Here is a 20,063-nt window from a genome sequence, read left to right as displayed (position 1 = left end):
TTGCTAATGTCTGCTGCTTGAAGAGCATAGCGAATATAACAATAATTAGGGGAAGAGGGGGAAGAGGGAGGAGGGGGTCTGTCCGAGGTTTACACCGTCTGTCCGAGGTTTACACCGTCTTTCTGTGGATTGATTCCACAAGCCCGACAGAGAGAATCAAAATGTTCTGGATCCTTCTTCTTGATAGCTTTCAGGATTCGTAGACTTGCATCTTCTGCCTCCTTAGTATCGGTTATAAGGCTTGCACCTCTCCCCCCCCAAGCTAAATGTGAGCCTTCATTGATGATTCTATTTATCATAGCGGGAAATGGTGTATCCCCGAACAACCATTCAAGATTCTCCCTATCGAGAGGACTTTGTGAGTGTGGATGCCGATATGAGAAGTAGCATTCAAGGAACTTCCTCATATTATTGGGAAGATTATAGAACTGAGTATATTCCTTCTCTAGACACTTAGAACGGTCTCCACCACAAGGCTTGACATATCTATATATTTCCCTAAATAAAAAGCCATATTCTGTGATATTATCTCGTAATAAAGGAGGCATCTCTCCAATGACACTACGAGATTCGCTATTGTCGCATTCCTCTCTCCAGATACTAAGATTACATCGACCCTTATTTTTCTCAGTCAACCTCTGTACATATTTTAAAAACTCTAAGTTATGGGTTGATATAAAGAGTTGATGATACTTCTGGGGATGGCAGATAATAGTTTCTATCAGACTAAACATATAGAATATATGGTTGCTATCAAGACTTGATATAGGATCATCAATAAAGATGATCAGCTTACCATTTTTAGAATCTCTAGAATCGAGTTCATCTTTTATTTTAACCATGAAGTAGCAAAAAGCAATGAGACTTTTCTCCCCATCACTTAGGTTATAAGCTGTTTTTCCACTCCGCTGAATAGCAAACCTAGAAGAACTCATACCCTTACCCTCTGATGTCAAACGTAGTTGTTTTGACCCAAAGTACTCTAATAAGTCATTAATAGCTTTTATTGCTCTCTTTTCATCTTTAAGTTCCAGCTGAATCTTACTCCTCTCCTCCTCTTGATTGCGGATTTTTTCATTCAAGTCATTACACTTTCGCTCCTGTTCTTCAATTTTCTCCTTTCTCTGTTTGGTCGTTTTATAGCCGCTCTCATTAAAGAATTGAAGGATACTATTGTATCGTAGATGCTCACGGGCCTCTTTCTTCTCTTGATCAAGGTTCTGGGTGTATATGTTATGCTCATCGATTAGGTTATTGAGGAAGAGTATACAACCATCGATTTTCTTAGAAGGGTCATCTACCTCTTTCCACTGAAGAGGTGTGAATATATCTCGTTTCCTAGCTTCAAGTTGCGACAGCAAACATTCGATAATCTGAATATACTCTTCCTTGATGTTATTCCATCCTTTCTCCCATTCTGCGTATTTTTCTGCATATGAAGAGTAGAAAGAAATGGAGGTAATGTTACATTTTTGTATGAATTCAGCTGGGAAATCCTTAGCTGTTCTGAGCTTATCAACTAACGCTTCAATCTCCGACTTAAGATCAGAAGATTCTTTACTAAAATGCTCATAGAGTTCCTTCCACCGAGATTCTGCAATAGAGTTCATACAAAACTTGCAGATCTTATGTCCCTCTTGATGTAAATGGTACCCTGTCTCAACCCACTTATTCAAATCTGCATCTTTTTGAAGCACCTCAATGACCTTAGAGATATTAACCGACTTTGTTACAAGAGTTTTAGCCAACTCTGTGTATCGCCGAAGTTGCTCCTTTCCTGCAGGAAGAGAAGCATGCTGTAATGGAGACTTCTCCTCCTCATTAACCATCCTTTTATATTTAATGATGGCAGCATCATCCAATTCGGGGATGTTTTCCTTTGTTATTTTCTCGATCTCTTCATCTAATTTCGTTATATCATATGATCCATATTGTGCCATCCAAAGCTGAGGGTTCTCTTTGATCTCCTTAGCTTTATTGGTTCCTTTTTCTCCGGCTTTTTTAGATTCTTCCTTGAGCTTTTTGAGTTCAGAGGAATACTCATTGAGCTCTTCTTGCGTGCTATCTAGGTCCTTACTTATTAAATCTATCTGCCTTTGAATTTCATTATTCTCTTCTCCGATAATCCCAAAAGACTCAATGGGTTTCGTCTCATCATAGAAAAAGGCTAGGTTACGCTTGACAAAGTCCGAGTTATACACTCTGAACTGGTAGGGAAAAGTGGTGGAGAAAGTAGACTCCGAAATCTCACCCTCTTCTGTTGTTAGTTTAAAGGAAGCTCCCTTGATATATTCCTCTGCAATATGCCCCTGCTCAATACTTGCAAATATCCTAGATAGAGTAGTCTTACCCGAGTAATTCCTTCCATAGATAACATTCAGTTCTTGAAAACTGATATCTTTTAGCCTTTTATCCCACTTGTAGCCCTTAAATTGTCCAAAGGATGGAATATCTATTTTCTTTATCATAGCTAGTCTTTAATTGTCGAGCCTTATACTGTTCCTGAAATGCTACAAGATGATTAATTCATCACAAATATAGCGAATCTATTAGTTGATTAGATTGGATTATGTGACGGTCTATGAAATGGACATTTGTCTATGGAAAGACGAATAGCAAAAGCAAGGATACAAACTAGCCCATATAGCTTCTAGGCTATGTGGGCTAGTCTATAAGAGGGTTCTGATAGCGTATATCTATCCGTGTCCGAATAGCCGTCGGGCGACTTCCCTTGCCTCGGCGATGATCTCTTCCTGGCCTGGGACGTAGCGGTCTCGCATGCGTATGACGCCGTCGATGATGACGGTGTCGATACAGCTACTTCCGGAGGTAGCGTAGACGAGGTTGGAGGTCAGACTATTCAGAGGCACCAGCTCGGGCACGTTGAGGTCTACAAGAGATAAGTCAGCGAGCATACCCTCGGCGATACGTCCTGCGGGGATCTCTAGTATCTCTGCCCCGCCGATCGTAGCGGAGTGATAGATGTCCGCAGCCTTGGTCGCTGTGGGGCTAAACCGCCAAGCCTTACCCAGGAGCGAAGCGAGCTTCATCGCTATGACCATATCGAGGTTGTTGGACGAGGAGCAACCATCCGTACCGATACCGAGTCGTATGCCCCGCTTCTTCATCTCCTCGTACTTGAAGGTATAGCCACTGCACAGCTTCATATTCGAGGCTGGGTTATGCACGACACTTACTCGATGCTTCGCTAGGAGGTCCATCTCCTCATCATCCACCCACACGACATGGGCGACGATTAGGTGCTCGCTCAGGATACCGAGCTTCTCGAGGTAGCGCACGGGCGTCAAGCCATGCTGGCGGACACACTCGTCCACCTCGCCCTTGGTCTCTGCTAGATGGAGGTTGATCTTGACATTATGCTCTACGGCGAACTTGTGGCAGAACTGCAGTTGCTCCCCACTGACCGTATAGATAGCATGTGGCCCGAGGGTGAAGGTGATGCGGTCACTAAAGGCCTTGAAGGCCTCGTAGTACTCGTAGCTACGCTTACGATCAAGGGCTGCACGCTCCGCCCCCCCTTGGTCGAAGAGCGTGTAGGAGAGGTGGGCACGTAGCCCCAGCTCCTCCACAGCCCGAGCCGTCTCCAGTGGATGCATGTACATATCGAGGAAGCATGTAGTCCCCGAGCGCAGCATCTCCAGACAAGCCAGCCGAGCACCTACATAGACATCGTGGGCGGTCATCTTGGCCTCCACGGGCCAGATATAGTCCTCGAGCCACTCCATTAGGGGCAGGTCATCGCCGTAGCCCCTGAAGAGGGTCATCGCAGCATGCGTATGGGTATTGATGAAGCCTGGGATGACAGCCTTGTCCGTCCCATCGATCACCTCCGCACCCTCTGGGGAGGGGAGGTTAGGGGCAATGCGAGCTATGCGGTTGCCCTCGATGAGGACGTCAGTGATGGTGTCCTCGTGGAGGACATTCTTGATCAGTATGGACATGCAGGAGGATTTATCTCTTGGGGTAGATCTTGTAGAACTCGGCGACGGACTCGATGCCCTTGTAGAAGATATCTAGGGGCATATTCTCATTGGGCGAATGGATAGCGTTGCTCTCCAGACCGAAGCCCATGAGGATCGTCTTGATGCCAAACACCCGCTCGAAGGCTGCGATGATGGGAATACTCCCCCCACGGCGTACCGCTAGAGGACGCTTGCCGAAGGCTACAGCAATAGCCTCCTCGGCTGCTTGGTAGGCAGGTAGATCGATGGGGCAGAGGTAGGCCTCACCTCCGTGCATGGGGGTGACCTTCACACGCACGTACTTGGGTGCGATCTGCTCGATATACTTGATGAAGGCTTCGCTGACGGTGTGGTGGTCTTGATTGGCGACAAGACGGCAGGAGACCTTAGCGTAGGCCTTGGAGGGCAGGACGGTCTTTGCTCCCTCGCCTTGGTAACCACCCCAGATCCCGCAGACATCGAAGCTTGGACGGCAGCTATTACGCTCGAGGGTGTGGTAACCCACTTCGCCGAAGAGGTCATCTACGTCGAGGAACTTCTTGTACTCCTCTTCGCTGAATGGAATCTTGGCGATCATCGCACGCTCTTCATCTGAGAGGGGCACGACGTCGTCGTAGAAGTGTGGGATGGTGATGCGCCCGTCCTTGTCCTGTACCTGTGCGATGAGCTTGCAGAGCTCGTTGATGGGGTTCGCCACCGCACCACCGAAGTGCCCTGAGTGTAGGTCGTGGTTAGCACCCGTGACCTCGATCTCCCAGTAGGCCAAGCCACGTAGCCCCGTCGTGAGCGAAGGGGTCTCGGCGCTGACCATGCTCGTGTCAGAGACGATGATATTGTCTGCACGTAGCATCTCTAGGTGCTCACGGCAGAACTGCTCCAGATGTGTTGAGCCGATCTCCTCCTCGCCCTCGAAGAGGAACTTCACGTTGCAGTGTACCAGCCCTAGTGCCATCGCCGTCTCGAAGCCCTTGACCTGGATCATAGACTGTCCCTTGTCGTCATCGGCGCCACGTGCCCAGATATGGCCATCACGTACCTCGGGCTCGAAGGGTTCGCTCTTCCACAGCTCAAGAGGCTCGGGGGGCATCACATCGTAGTGAGCATAGACGAGGATGGTGGGTAGGGAGGGATCCTTCTCGTAGTGCCCGAAGACGATGGGATTACCCGCCGTCTGATAGATCTCGACGGTCTGCACCCCTAGACTCAGCAGATGCTCACGCCAGTGCTCTGCACAGCGCTGCATGTCGGGCTTGTGCTCACTCTGGGCACTCACGGATGGGATACGGATGAGGGCAAATAGATCCTCTAGGAAACGGCCTTCGTTCTGCTTGATGAATTCTTTTATCTGGCTCATACTGAAGTATTGTTTAGTTAGTTGTGTCCCCCACCAATTGCGTGCGAGGGGAGGGGAAAGTACCTCTTAATATTTAGGGTAAATGTACAACAAATTAGTGACTAATACTTTTGCGCCATACGTCCTGCTATATGAGTGGAAGGGGTTAATGCCCATTTCTGCAAGTTCTCTTCAGCGAGGGGCACGTTCCCTTTGCTTCCCCGTCATATATCTATGTAGCTCCTCTGTGTTGAGGGGTGGCGTCAACCTGCACATACCATAAGCCTATATCTTAATATGGAGTCACCCTCTTTCGGTGTGTTTTGTAACGTGTTTATATTTAGGGTGTTATGTTCTTGTGGGAAAGTCCAGCTAATGAGTTATAATAACTCGTGATAACGACTTATGGTAACTCGTCTCGGCGAGTTACCATAACTTTTTCTGATGAGTTACCATAACTCGTTGCAACGAGTTATGGTAACTCGCTTAGGTCGATTTTTTGTGCTCCCGTATCACGTTGGTAGTAAATGTGTTGTGATTGGCTCGGGGTTGCCCTTTTTGCCCCTTATAGATTTTCATGCTCACGCAATGGTTTTGCTCAGATTATTTGCCTTCGTGGGAATGCATACGAGTGTGCAGAGGGCTAAGCAAGAAAATTTATACCTTTGGGAGGAAGCAGGTAAAGAATGTAAAAAGACAATCCTCTGAGACCTGCTCCGTAGATAACAGCTACCTGTACTAAAGAGATAATCCAATGTGTCAATTAAAAGACCTTATCCAAAGAGTCTTGGGCATCGTGCTACTCGGATGCCTTGCCCTTAGCCTTGCGCCCAACGTGTACGCTCAGAGAAAAGCCCAAAGTGGAGAGGCTCTCCTAAAAGAAATAGAGCGTGCCACGGATAAGGGCCTCCCTAAAAGTGCGATTAAAGCCGGTGAAGAGCTTGTAGCCTTTGGGCGAGAGAAGCGTCAACTACACTTCATACTCAAGGGTCTTGAGGTGGTGGATACGAATACCCATCGAATAGATAGGAAACAGAAGACAACCTTCTTCAAAGATCTACATCAGCTTCGTTCACTTCCTTGGCTCACACCACTCGATAAGGTGGCTCTAAATCTCTACAGCCTAACACGACATGAGTCGGTACGTCCTCGCTATTTCTATAACGAGGACATCAGACGGCTAAAGGATAGTACAGCATTTGATCCAACGTATTGGTCAACCAGGCAATACTTCAAGTATTACCAAGGTCTGATGACGGAGCTAAGGGGCTCAGCCTCGCTACTAGCTGAGCCTCTGGGCGACTATGAGCTAGTTTTCCCAAGCGTAAATCCGGTCATTGGGGTGCGTACATTTGGTACAGCCCTCATTGGAGCTACGGCTCGCTTTGAACCAGATCGTTATAGTGAGGTTGCGTACAATACACTCTATACAGACTTGATGAGCTGGATACGACCTGTGGCAGAGAAGGCAAGCAGTGTGTATTTCCGTAGCCAAGTAGATTATCAGCTCCTCCTGCAGGACCTTAGGCTTAAACGGAATAAACTATCAAAGCAACGTACTGAGGAACTCCTCTATGCCTTTGCAAATAAGTATATTGCAGCGCCTGAGATTGGTAATTATGTAGAGATCCTACGGTCCCTCTATCCTCGTAAGGGGACAGCCTATGCTTCCTTTATTGAGTATTTCCTAAAGAAGGGAGTACAGCTCCCTAAGAAAATGCTGAAGGAGCTGGCTAAATCTCATCATAATGCTTTGCAAAGTGACTATTCTCTAGGGGTGCCGAGAAGGGTGACGGGCAGAGACAGCGTCACGATAGGGCTCGGAGGGGTGTACCTCGTGCGACGTGCCGAGGTCAGACTTTTCGTTGCTCCCAAGATCCAAATGCCGAACCAACTAGAATGGGAACCCACTAAGGATGCACAGCCTCTGGAGACAAGGATTATTGATTTCTCACTCGATAGCTTAGGCTATGCTCAGCACGAGGAGCTATCCTTCAAGCTCCCCCGTGTAGGTGAATACCACGTGCAGGTAGTACCCATGCGTGACCCCCGTTCATCTGGTTGTCGGGAGAGCTCTGAGGATAGCTTCATCTTCACGAAGCATGTCGTGGTTGAGCAGATTGACCAGATCAAGGGCTCACAGTTGCAATGGCTGGAGGCCATGACGGGACGGCCACTCTCGGGTGTCATGATCAATGGATATGAGGATAATGATGAGGATGGAGATGGAGAGGAGGTACCTGACTATAAGTTCAGAAACCGAGTCAAGACCGATGCATTTGGTCGCATGACACCAGATGAGGATGTAGAGGTCTACGCTCTAGCCGATGGCTCAGACCCGCTATGGATTGATGAGGGGGATTATTATGGAAGGGATAGCGATGAGTCCTTCACCTTTGAGCCCAAGGCTCGGGCGGAGATGATCTGGATCATGCCTGACCGACCTGCATACCGCCCCGGGCAAAAAGTACATGTCTATGGATGGACGGCCGAGGTAGGTCGCCTTGTTGAGACGGCACGGGTGAGTACAGGGCGTGCCGTACGTGTCGAGCTCTATGATGCTAATGGTAAGGAGGTGACACGTACGGAGGTGATCCCAAATCGTAGGGGCAGTTTTGCCGTAGAGTTCACCCTTCCTACGGATCGTATCACAGGGCGATATTCAGTCAGGGCTTACTTTGCTGCACCAGCAAAGAATGGGTTATACACTGCCGGTACGGAGATGAAGAGCTTCGAGGTCTCTGAGTACAAACGCCGCTCTACCGAGCTGGTCATGACACCACCTAAGCCACCCTACAAGGTGGGTGAGACGGTGCGTGTGCCAGGGCTGGTGCGTACGCTCAGTGGTACTGGTATAGCTGGGGTAAAGGTCAAGTATACCCTTTCGGCTAACCGCTATGTATGGCACCCTTGGTATAGTTATAGAGGTAGGGATAATATCAACAAAACATTAGCAGATAGCACTCTGACGACAGATGAGAAGGGGCAGTTCGTTATTCCTGCTATGCTCCAAGAGATAGAGCCAATGAAGGAAGAGGAGAAGTATCCCTGCTATTTCTCTTGGTATCAGTATACACTCCGTATAACAACTACAGATGCTACGGGTGAGTCCCACTCAGAGACGGTCTTCCTGCCTGTAGGGTCGGGCGTAGGGTCAATCTACGTAGATGTGCCTGGACTAATCAATAAGGAGCGTGGTGATGTATCCATCGCATTTGGTGTCTATGGACAAGAGGATGAGAATGAAATTCGCCAGATCTCCTATACGATTCAGCAAGAGGGTCGTGTCCTATATAGAGGTAATGCACAGCCCGATAGTATCATAGAGCTTCGCCCAACCTTAGCACCACTGCCTGCTGGACGGTACGAACTTCATTTTAGCTCTGACTATGGTAAGGGCGTGAAGTTTGAAGGGAAGCGCACCTTCTACCTCTACGATGGAGCGAAGGATAAGACCATACCAGGCTTCATGTATCCCCTCATTGCTCAGGCTGCCACAGATAAATATAGCCCATCACAGCCTCCTCGCATCTATTGGATGAGTGCGCTGCAAGACGGCTATATCTTCTATGAGGTATATTACGACGGAGGGAGTATAGCAGAGGGCATCCTACGCTCTAAGTCGGAAGTGATTAACAGCCTTACGCTACCTCTTCCTAAGGATGGCTTCACTCCGAGTACCATCCATGTGCGTCTCTATACGATGAACCATGGTGCGCTTATAGAGCAAAGGGTGTCGATTGATCGAGCGGAGCCTGAGCGTGAGCTGACCCTCAAGTGGGACACTTTCCGAGATCGTATCCTAGCTGGTAGTGACGAGCAGTGGAGCTTCACGCTCACACACAAAGGCAAGAGAGTAAATGATGCCTCCATCGCTGTGTGGATGTATGATGCGGCACTTGACCAGTTTGGTCGCCTGCCTCTCGGCTTTGATCCTCTCACACTAGATGAGTTGAGTGTCGATAGCCTCTCCTCAGATCGGTATCGCCCTTACCTGCATTTCTCTCCTGAGGGGATGTTCCCCATAGTACCATGGGCTAAACTTACGGAGCGCGATCAGCCATCGAGCAAGTTTGTGACACCAGACTCCACGAAGACTCCAAATACACCTGACGTAGATGATGGTGAGGAAGAAGAATACATGCTGGATAAAAGTGATGCAAAGATGCTCGCAGAGGAAGCAAGTCTTGACGCAGTCGTTGTGTCAGGTTATAGTGCTCCTCGTATCGCTATACGTGGCTACGCTTCTGCAATGGTGGCAAAGGAGGCGTCACCAAGTGTGACGGATCGAACTTTAAACACCACACAAGCAAAGCTCACGAAACCTAAGCTCAAGGATGAAAAGCTAGCCCCTGTCACCATGCGTACGAACTTCAGTGAAAGTGCTTACTTCTATCCCTATCTTCAAACAGATAAGACAGGGAAGGTAAGCTGGAGCTTCCATACACCTGAGACACTCACTCGATGGAAGCTCATTGTGCTAGCACACACCTCCGATATGAAGCTCCTTGAGCATACAGAGACGATCGAAGCATATAAAGACTTCAGTGTTCGTCCAAACGTGCCTCGCTTCCTGCGTGAGGGAGATAGTGTCATCATCTCAACAAGTGTCAGCAATGGCTCGAAGGTGAACCAAAAGGGAGAATTTACCCTAGAGCTTTTTGATGTGAAAACGAAGCGAGTGGTCTCATCACGTAAGGAGCCCTTCACGCTACAAGCAGGAGCCTCTACGGATATTGCACTCCCAGTTGGAGGTTTTGAAGGCTTAGACTCTGTTGGGCTACGTGTCGTAGCTCGAGGCAAAACCTCTTCGGATGGAGAGCAACACCTCATACCCGTCTTGCCGAGCCGTGAGAAGGTTACTGAGAGCTTAGCCTTTACGTTGAGTAAGCAGGGGCGTCATGAGATCATACTTGACAGCCTCTATCCAAGTAATGGATACTTGCCCGAGCAGGGACGCTTTGACCTAAGGGTCGAGTCTAATCCATTATACCTCGCTCTCTCTGCCCTACCTGAACTTGGGTTGACGAAGGGGGCTTCTGCACTAGATGCAGCAACAGCACTCTATGCGCAGTCTGTAGCGCTTGAAGTGTCTCATGCCGAAGGCTTCAAAGATTGGTTTGAGGCACGCTGGAAGGCATTGCCTGCCTCGGAGCGTAGTAGGCTGGGGCAAGATGATAGTCTGAAGACGCAGAGCCTCGTTGAGACCCCTTGGGTACGAGAGGCAGAGCGGGAAGGCAACCGTGAGCGAATCCTTCTAGAATACCTCCAGAATCCGATGAAGCTCGTCCCACTCTCACGTATCCTAAAGCAGCTATCAGACCTTCAGCTTAGTGATGGGTTGTGGAGTTGGTATCCAGGCATGAAGGGGAGCATATATACGACGGAGGCTGTGCTTAGATTGCTCCTGCGTACACCAGCCTTCCCTCGTCTGGAGCGTGCTGATCAGCTACGTATCGAGGAGTTGGTACGTAAGGGATTCCGCGCTCTTGAGCCTAGCATCATTAGCCAGTACCACTCGATATTGAAGAAAAAGAAGAAGGGGCTATATAAGTACGCCTATACCGACCTTGATTACCTGTACCTGACGGCTCTGGCTAGTGAGCGTGGCATATATCAGGCAGAGGGTGAGGCGAAGAAAGCTCGAGACTTCTTCTATAACGAACTCAAGAAGACTGCCCTCCAGCTGCCTCTCTCTGAGAAGGCAATGGCTGCTGTTGTCTTTGCTTATGGAAGGGATACCGCACTTGCTAAGGCGTGCATTGCCTCGCTAAGAGAATACCTCAAGGAGGATAAGCGTGGTATGTACTACGCTAATGAGGACTTCCTTGGGTACTTCTGGTGCAGTCGTACGATCCCGACGATGACGGCTACACTCGAGGCTCTACGTATCGTCTCCCCAGAGGATATCACAACAATGAGCCAGATGCAACGCTGGATCATCAACGAGAAGCGAGCCACCTCGTGGCGCTCGTCACTTGCTTCCTCCGAGGCTATCTATGCGCTGTCACTTGATCTAGGAGGTAAGAACGCCCCTCGTCGTACGAATAGTTCCTCTGTCATAGTGCCCCTCTCTGATGGTACGACTTTCCGCACGGAGGGGGCATATATCACTGCCTCCCTGCCATTCACATCCTCGGTACGTCCATCTGGGGCTATGACCGTGACGACTCAGTCTGATGGTGAGGTCTGGGGTGCAGCCTTGGCACATTATACTCTACCTACGAGCCAGATTGAGGCAAGAGGTAGAGAGCTCAAGGTCAAGCGAGAGCTATTTGTTGTAAGCAAGGAGGCTGGCAAGCAGGTGCTATTACCTCTAGATGAAGGTCATGAACTAAGGGTCGGTGATCGGCTGTGGACTCGAATTACGCTGATCCTTGATCAGGACTTAGATTTCGTTGCTCTCCACGACCCCAGAGCGGGCTTTGCTGAGCCGATCATCCAGACGGCAGGCTATCGCTGGGGGGCAGGTACTGGATACTATGTTGAGCCGAGGGACAAAGAGACGAACTTCTTCTTTGATCGGCTTAAGCGAGGTGAATATACACTCGAGTATGAGCAGTATGTGACGCGATCAGGTCGTTACTCGGGGCTGGTGACGAAGGTGCAGTCCGCCTATGCTCCGGAGTACACTGCCCATACTGCACCCTCTGCTCTACAGCTTGTCCTGCCTATGAAATAAGGATAGATGGGGGAGAGGAAGGCCTTCTTTCCCCTCCCTCTCTTCCTCTAGAGAGTTGGGCTCTCTCTCAGCGTATCAGACGCTCTAGAGGCTATAAACTGAAATGCCCCTCCAGCATGTGCTGGAGGGGCATTTTGTCTGTGGACGGGATAGGCTGGGAAACAACACCGGTACGTATTACTCACGCCCAGCCCTTACCCGTCCGTATTTGATGTATTTACTAGATCTTACCTACGAGATCGATGCTGGGCTTTAGGGTTGCTTCACCCTTCTTCCACTTGGCAGGGCAGACTTCGCCTGGGTTTTCGTAGACGAACTTGGCGGCGGTCACCTTGCGAAGGAGTTCGCTTGCATCACGACCAATGCCGTTGTCATGGATCTCAGCGATCTTGACCTGTCCTTCAGGGTTGAAGAGGAAGGTACCACGATAAGCCTGACCAGACTCTTCGCAGAGTACCCCCATAGCATAGGAGAGCTCGAAGGTCATATCTGCGAGCATGGTATAGGGGACGCGCTCGATGGTCTTCGTAGCATCAGCCCAAGCCTTGTGTACGAAGTGGGAGTCGGTGCTAACGGAGTAGATGTCTACACCGAGCGCCTGAAACTCCTCATAGTGGTCGGCTAGGTCAGCAAGCTCCGTTGGGCAAACGAAGGTAAAGTCACCTGGGTAAAAGAAGAAGATGCTCCACTTGCCCTTGAGATCTTCGTTGGATACTTCGAAAAAGCCTTTGCCCTTACGGTAAGCATTTACCTTGAACTCAGGCATTTGACTGTTGATAATGCACATAGCTGTCTGTTGTTTCTCTTTATTTAATTTATTATAGGATATTCTACACTCTGTTAGGTCTTCCCCACGAGCCTTCTCTCCTCATACATTCGTTTCTGTTGCAAAAGTACACTAGTCTGTCGCTCTGTCCAATCACTTTTATTTATTACTCCATTTATACTGTGAATAAGATAGGCTAATTTGATCCTGTTTGACAGAGAAATAAAGTGTCTATGGAAGGCCTGATTTGTCGGATGTCCTCTATGTCTATCCATTATGCTACGAGCCACAGCAATACAAGTCGAAATGACACTCTCTACCCGATGGATTATCAGCCCTCGCAAATGCCCTAGATACGGGGAACTGGAAGGGGTAGTAAGGACTTACTATAAGTCGCTCAGACGAGTTACCATAACTCTCTTCAACGAGTTGCCATAACTCTTCATCACGAGTTACCATAAGTCGTCACAACGAGTTATGGTAACTCGTTACTACTCATTTTTGTGTCAGTTGTATCCTGTTGATTGTGAGTTGTGTAGAGGCTCAGCTTGAGAGGATGGAGGACCTGTGCCGAACCGATGTTAAAGGATAGCCTCCCTCAAGCTACTTCATGGATTTGTAACCTCAATTCTTACAGCTTCGTAAAGATTCTTATGTGCATGAGGGATGGACGAGGGAAGAAAAACGGTGAGAGTTGGAGTTTGCTTAAAGTAAATTAGGTATAAATATAGGAATGAGTTGTAGAGTAAAGTTTACAAATTTAGGGGATAGGTATCCTGAAAATCGCCTGTTTTAGGCAATATAAGCAAGGCGTTAAACACTCTTTGCTTAATTAAGAAATTTATTAAGTATGAGGTAGTTTCGAGGTGTTTTTGGGATAGTTTTTTTATCTACCTTTGCCTCCTCCGAGGTGGAATGAAAAGACTACTACGCGGAGTATAGAAATAGCAGGTCATAGAATAACGAAAGAGATTTGGCATAGAAGAATACTTACCTAACCCACATTGGTTCGCCTTGATTGGTGTGCCACTGTCTGATAGAGGAGCATGAATTGCTTCATCTACCCACGAATAAAAGCAAGAACATACATATCCTAAGTAATACGTTCTATCATTCATACATAAGTATTTTATGGAAATACACTACAGCGAGAGCCACATAGCGCAGCGGCGACTTCGTCGAGTGCTGTGTCTTATGGTTGGCCTTTCCCTCCCGACTATGCTCCTAGCAGGGTCTACCTCGGAGCAGGTCAAAGCTACGAGAGTAGCCGATGCTACGACTCTCTCTACAAATGCTCAGAATGCGAACAAGACGAAGATCGTAGGGGTCGTCACCGATTCCAAGACTGGTGAACCCATCGTCGGAGCTGCCGTTCGCCTCAAGGGCGCTTCTGCGGGTGCACTGACCGACATCGAGGGGAACTTCGAGCTGAAGGCTTCGGCAGGTGATGTGCTCATCATCAGCTCCGTTGGATACTCTGCCAAGGAGGTAAGAGTCGGAAAAACAACCATCCTCTCAATCACACTTTCAGAGGACACCAAAACCCTAGGCCAAGTCGTCGTCACTGCCTTCGGTACAGGACAGAAGAAGGAGACCGTAACGGGTTCAATTCAGACTGTTCGTCCTATGGAGCTGAAGGTGCCAGCTGCTAACCTCTCCACAGCCTTCGCGGGTCGCTTGGCTGGGGTTATCTCTTATCAGCGTAGTGGTGAGCCAGGGAGCAATGGCGCAGACTTCTTCATCCGTGGTATCTCCACAATGAATGGCTCTGAGCCACTGATTATCCTAGATGGTGTACAGATCTCCAAGGCTGACCTGAATGCCATAGATCCAGAGATTATAGATAGCTTCTCTATCCTGAAGGATGCTACTGCCTCTGCTATGTATGGTACTCGTGGTGCAAATGGGGTCTTGATCATCAAGACCAAGAGCGGAGCAGACCTAGAGCGTCCTATCATCGGGGTACGTATTGAGAACTACATCAATACTCCAATTAATGTACCGAAGGCTGCTGGTGCTGAGACCTACATGCGTATGTACAACGAGGCTGTGAGGAACCAAGGTACGGGCGATGCGCTCTATTCTGAGGAGTACATCCGCAATACCCTCGCAGGGACAGATCCATACCAATACCCCAATGTGGATTGGTATAAGGAGGTCTTCAAAAATATGACCTATAACCAGAGGGCCAATATGAATGTCCGTGGGGGTACGGCGAAGGTTACCTACTTCATGAACTTCAATGTTAGCCATGAGACGGGGATGCTTAGGGGGAGAAGTAAGGACTTTTTCTCCTTCAGCAACAGCATCGACTATATTAAGTATGCGTTTCAGAACAACGTAGACTTTCACCTCTCCCCAAGTGCATCGATTGCTCTGCATCTGAATACCCAGATCAACGACTATCATGGCCCTATTACGGCCAATAATGGCTCTGGTGGTGTGAATGAGGTCTTCAAGTCGATTATGGAAACCAATTCTGTTGCAAATCCTATCATGTTCCCACAGGGGGATCTATCTTGGTATCGCTGGGGGGGAACAAAGATTGGCTCCTTCACGCCTGGTAACCCAGTAGCTATGGCAGCCTCAGGCTATAAGGATACTTTCGAGAGCACAGTGATTGCTAATATCGACTACACCCAGAAGCTGGACTTCATCACCAAGGGGCTTAGCTTCAAGGGGCTTGTCTCCTTCAAGAACTGGAGCTTCAGCAACGCCTATCGTTTCCAAACCTATAATTCCTACATGCTTGCCTCTCCTGCTAAGGACGCTAATGGGAACTATAACCTGACCTCTCTCGGTGGAGACCCTAGCAAGCCTATACTCAATTCGGGCGGGAGCTCTATGGGTGATAGACGCTTCTATATACAGGCCTACATCAACTATGATCGTAGCTTTGGTGATCATAGTGTATCCGCAATGGCTCTTTATAACCAAGATGAGGCTACCATCAACAACCCAGGGAGCGACCTCATCGCTACACTACCTCGCCGTCGTCAGGGTTATGCCTTCCGTGCATCCTACGACTATGCACAGCGCTACCTTCTGGAGGTCAACGCGGGGTATAATGGCTCCGAGAACTTTGCCAGAGGACACCGTTGGGGATTCTTCCCATCCATCGCTGTGGGCTGGAACGTCAGCAAGGAAGCCTTTTGGAAGCCTCTACAGAATACCGTTTCTAACCTAAAGCTCCGAGCCTCCTATGGACTCGTGGGGAATGACAAAACCGTAGACCAGCGCTTCATCTATCTTGAGGAAGTTGTTCTCTCGGGGGATAAGCATCGCCCCAACTTCTCTACTGGGTTTGATGGTAGCTATGAGAGCCGTCGTGGACCAGGCTTCACCCGCTATGCTAACCCCCAGATCACTTGGGAAATCGGTAAGAAGCTTAACGTCGGACTTGACCTACAGCTCTTCAAGTCCCTTAACCTAACGGTGGATGTCTTCCAGGAAATCCGTAGCAATATCTTCCAGAAGAAGGAAACCATCCCGAACTACTTCGGTACCGAAGATGCCAAGATCTATGGTAACCTCGCCAAGGTAAAGAACTGGGGGGTAGACGTTGCGATGGAGTACAATAAACAATTCAATAAGGATTGGACTATCCAAGCTCGTGGTACCTTCACCTTTGCACGTAACCGCGTCCTCGAGTACGATGAGGCTGCTAACCTTCGCCCAGCCCTACGCAAAGTAGGTTCCCGTCTCAATGGACTATTGGGTTACGCCGCTGATGGCTACTATATCGACCAAGCGGATATCGATCATAATCCTAAGAGTACACTTGGGAACATCGCGATAGCTCCAGGTGACCTCAAGTATAAGGATCAGCCAGACAAGGATGGTAACTACGATGGCAAGATCGACGCCGACGACCGTATCCCCATGGGCTTCCCAACCGTTCCTGAAATCAACTATGGCTTCGGGGCAACGGTACAGTACAAGCAGTTCGACTTCAACTTTACTCTCCAAGGACAAGCTAACGTGTCACTGATGATGAAGGATTTCCACCCCTTCGGTACACAGTCACGACGCAACGTCCTACAGTGGGTAGCAGATGACTACTGGAGTAGGGATAATCAGAATCCTAACGCTCGCTATCCTCGCCTGACACTGCATGATAATAGGCATAACCAACAGGAATCCTCACACTGGCTACGAGATGCCTCTTTCCTAAAGCTACGTAACCTAGAGGTGGGATATCGATTCAAGTTCGCTCGTGTTTATGCTAATGCGACGAATCTCCTAACGTTTGCCCCCTTCAAGCTCTGGGATCCAGAAATGGGTGGTGGTCGTGGTATGTCTTACCCCCTACAGCGTACTTTCAACCTTGGGGTACAGCTCACCTTCAAGTAGTCGTGTATCATTCTGTACTATATATAAAAGAATCCGATGAACAGATTATATAAGCTAGCCCTCCTTTGCGGGGCTACTCTCTTGCTCGGTAGCTCTTGCTCGAACTTCCTCGACATCGTCCCTGACGAGCGTCCAACAGAGAAGGATGCTTACTCTGACCGAAATAAGGGAATTGATTACCTCTACTCCTGCTATGCCTACCTTCCCAATCCTGCTGGGACAACAGGGAGTCTAGACCTATTAACGGGTGACGAGGTAATTACCAGCTTCGAGCATGAGTCTTTCTCCAGCTTCCCTAAGGGGAAGTACACAGCCTCTTCTCCTGGGATTTCTTACTGGAATAACTTCTTCCAAGGGATTCGCCAATGCTATATGTTTAGCAAGGTAATCGACAAGCTCCCTGATACCTCAGATGCGGAGAAGGCGGACTATAAGGCTCAGATAAACTTCTTGCTGGCCTACTATCACTATCTCCTGTTGCGTTGCTATGGCCCCATTATCCTCGTCAAGGAACTCCCAGATGTGAATACAAGGGTTGAGGACTATGCGGCACGCACGAACTTCGATGAGTGTGTGAGCTGGATAGCAGCTAAGTTTGATGAGGCAGCAGCTGGTCTGCCTGCTACACGCAACGATGTGAAGAGCCGTGTCGGGCTCGCTACGAGCACAGCTGCTAAGGGCTTCAAGGCTAAGCTCTATCTCTATGCCGCCTCCCCCCTCTTCAATGGTGGACAGCCAAGTCTCTTCGAGTCACTCAAGGACAAGAACGGCAATCACCTGATGCCTATGACCTACGATCCTCAGAAGTGGGTACGTGCCAAGGAGGCTATCAAGCAGGCGATTGATGCTGCTGAAGCTGCTGGCTATGCTCTCTATATGAAGGATGACCAGTACAAGTCTCAGAACAAGTACCCAGAGAATGGCATCGAGCGTCGCCTTCGCCTAACCATCCTAGACTGGGTAGGTAGCCCCAACCCTGAGGTAATCTTCGCAGACTCTCGTGGTGTAGGTCTGTATGACTTCCAGGGTAAGTCTACGCCTAAGGGTGTAGATGGTAGTGAGTATGGCTACAATGGGGTTGGTCCAACTTGGGCTATGCTCAACCGCTTCTACACAAAGAACGGTCTCCCTTGGGATGAAGACCCCGAGACAAAGAATCTTGATCCCCTAGAGGTCGTAGCCGTAGATGCAGCCCATGTAGCTTATGCCAAGGAAGGGGTGAAGACCATCAAGTTCAACCTCGATCGTGAACCACGCTTCTATGCTTGGATTGGTTTCCAAGGTGGATACTTTGAGATCCTCAATAAAGAGCCAAGTAACCCCCTCTACCCCACACCTAACTTCATGCCTGAGGCTGGCCGTGTACTCCTAGACTTTACAAAGAATGGGAACCAAGGGAGAAAGGGGCGCAATAACAACTACACGCCGAGTGGGTATCTGAATAAGAAGGGAACGTTCCCCAACCAGCTTATGGCTAAGAATGGTGTGACCGTCATCTCTCACCCCTGGCCTCTCTTGCGCCTAGGAGATCTATACCTCTCCTACGCAGAGGCTTGTGTTGAGACAAATGATCTGGCTGAGGCTAAGACCTACATTGATAAGATACGCACGCGTGCAGGTATCCCCACTGTAGATGCTGCATGGAGTGCTATTGGTGTAACTCCAGACCAAGATAAGCTCCGCAAGATTGTGCGCCAGGAGCGTCAGATTGAGCTCTACCTAGAAAATCAGAACTTCTGGGATATGCGTCGCTGGCTCCTCGCTAAGGATGCCTTCGGTCACAAGGCTAAGGGGCTTGACATCGAGGCTACAAGCATTGAGGAGTTTGCTAAGCTAAAGGAGATTGTCTTCGAGCGTGCTTTCTCTGACGCTAACTATCTCCTTCCTATTCCTATTGACGATATAAATAGGAATGGTAACCTCATCAACAATCCTGGCTACTAACCAATCATAGATGATAAGATGAACAAGATATTCATAGCCCTCATGCTTGGATCGCTTGCCCTAGTGTCTTCCTGTAAAAAGGAAGACCTAGGCCCCAAGCCTACCGACCTAGACCAAGCTTCTATCACTGCTGAGCCCGGGCCTGGGTCTATTCTGCTAAAATGGTCGATCCCTCAGGGTGCTGACTATCGCTATGTGCGAGTGTCCTATACAAATCCCGCTACGAACAAGCCTGCCATGAGGCTTGCTAGCATCCACTCCGATACGCTACGTGTCGATGGCTTGCTAGCTCGTTATGGTACGATTGAGTTCAAAATCTGCCCCATAGGAGAAAAGGGTGCAGAGGGGACTACTCACACAATCTCAGCTCAAGCTAAGCCTCTTCCTAAGATCACGAAGATTACAGATGCAGCAGCTGAGAAGCTAGTCCTCGCAGCTGGTGCTGATGACCTTTTTGTTAGTGACCCCGAGTCTTCAGAAGGTCCCAAGGCACACTTGATCGACAACAATAATGGTACCTTCTACCACGAGAGCTGGAGCGGGACGAAACGTCCTATGCCTCACTACATCGTGATGAAGCTCCCAAGAACTGTCAAGGCCTTCCACTTTTTCATGAAGGCTCGTAATAATGGCAACCGATCAAATCCTGTAGAGATGGGTATCTACACGAGTGACTCCTTCGATGGAAACTTCGATCTAGAGGCTAATAAGGCAGTCCTTGTGAAGTCCCTAACAGGTCTACCCGATGCTCAGGCTGCAGATTACACCTCTCCTGTAATGCTTGCAGACAAGGCTTACACCTATGTTTGGTTCCAGATTAAGAAGGTCTACAATAACCAAGCTTACGCAGCCCTAGCTGAGCTTCATGTCTTTGCCCACAAGACTGAGGTCTATGACCCCGAGACTGGTGAGACGACCAACGAGTAACGGAGATCCAATAGATTAGTTCTAGAGAGGTCGAGTAGAGAGGTGGATTTATTCCTCCTCTTGCTCGACCTCTCT

The 20,063-nt window shown here is 48.9% G+C and carries 8 protein-coding genes; 4 read left to right on the top strand and 4 right to left on the bottom strand.

Features of this window, described 5'->3' with window-relative positions; genetic code table 11:
* Positions 1-89 precede the first annotated feature (89 nt).
* The 3 genes from HMPREF0636_RS03450 to HMPREF0636_RS03440 form a co-directional block, all read right to left on the bottom strand.
* Positions 90-2,468 carry an AAA family ATPase gene (locus tag HMPREF0636_RS03450; RefSeq protein WP_044168507.1) on the bottom strand — a complete coding sequence of 793 codons (2,379 nt, stop codon included), beginning with the start codon at positions 2,466-2,468 and terminating at the stop codon, positions 90-92.
* 228 nt (positions 2,469-2,696) lie between these two features.
* Positions 2,697-3,962 (bottom strand): amidohydrolase, encoded by a 1,266-nt coding sequence (locus HMPREF0636_RS03445; RefSeq protein ID WP_044168506.1) that lies wholly within the window; start codon positions 3,960-3,962, stop codon positions 2,697-2,699.
* Between the two features lie 10 nt (positions 3,963-3,972).
* Positions 3,973-5,337 carry a dipeptidase gene (locus HMPREF0636_RS03440; RefSeq protein ID WP_044168505.1) on the bottom strand — a complete coding sequence of 455 codons (1,365 nt, stop codon included), beginning with the start codon at positions 5,335-5,337 and terminating at the stop codon, positions 3,973-3,975.
* 733 nt (positions 5,338-6,070) lie between these two features.
* Between HMPREF0636_RS03440 and HMPREF0636_RS03430 the strand changes: the two genes are divergently transcribed.
* Complete coding sequence (locus tag HMPREF0636_RS03430; protein WP_081748389.1) at positions 6,071-11,998, top strand: alpha-2-macroglobulin family protein; 5,928 nt, start codon at positions 6,071-6,073, stop codon at positions 11,996-11,998.
* Positions 11,999-12,218: 220 nt separating this feature from the next.
* Here the strand turns inward: HMPREF0636_RS03430 and ahpC are convergent, their stop codons facing one another.
* Positions 12,219-12,785, bottom strand: coding sequence for an alkyl hydroperoxide reductase subunit C (gene ahpC, locus HMPREF0636_RS03425; protein ID WP_005467578.1), 567 nt, complete (start codon positions 12,783-12,785; stop codon positions 12,219-12,221).
* Positions 12,786-13,958: 1,173 nt separating this feature from the next.
* On the opposite strand from ahpC, the gene HMPREF0636_RS03420 reads away from it, so the two are divergent.
* Genes HMPREF0636_RS03420 through HMPREF0636_RS03410 form a run of 3 tightly spaced genes read left to right on the top strand, consistent with a single transcriptional unit; the run spans position 13,959 to position 19,988 of the window.
* Positions 13,959-17,117, top strand: a complete 3,159-nt coding sequence (locus tag HMPREF0636_RS03420; RefSeq protein ID WP_044168499.1) for a SusC/RagA family TonB-linked outer membrane protein — start codon at positions 13,959-13,961, stop codon at positions 17,115-17,117.
* A gap of 36 nt (positions 17,118-17,153) precedes the next feature.
* Positions 17,154-19,061, top strand: a complete 1,908-nt coding sequence (locus tag HMPREF0636_RS03415) for a RagB/SusD family nutrient uptake outer membrane protein (protein ID WP_044168498.1) — start codon at positions 17,154-17,156, stop codon at positions 19,059-19,061.
* An 18-nt stretch (positions 19,062-19,079) separates the two neighbouring features.
* Positions 19,080-19,988 (top strand): DUF4959 domain-containing protein, encoded by a 909-nt coding sequence (locus tag HMPREF0636_RS03410; protein ID WP_044168497.1) that lies wholly within the window; start codon positions 19,080-19,082, stop codon positions 19,986-19,988.
* Positions 19,989-20,063 lie beyond the last annotated feature (75 nt).

The organism is Porphyromonas catoniae ATCC 51270 (assembly GCF_000565015.1).
Lineage (GTDB): Bacteria > Bacteroidota > Bacteroidia > Bacteroidales > Porphyromonadaceae > Porphyromonas > Porphyromonas catoniae.
The sequence above is the reverse complement of the archived record's forward strand: the minus strand, read 5'-3'. Positions and strand labels throughout refer to the sequence as shown.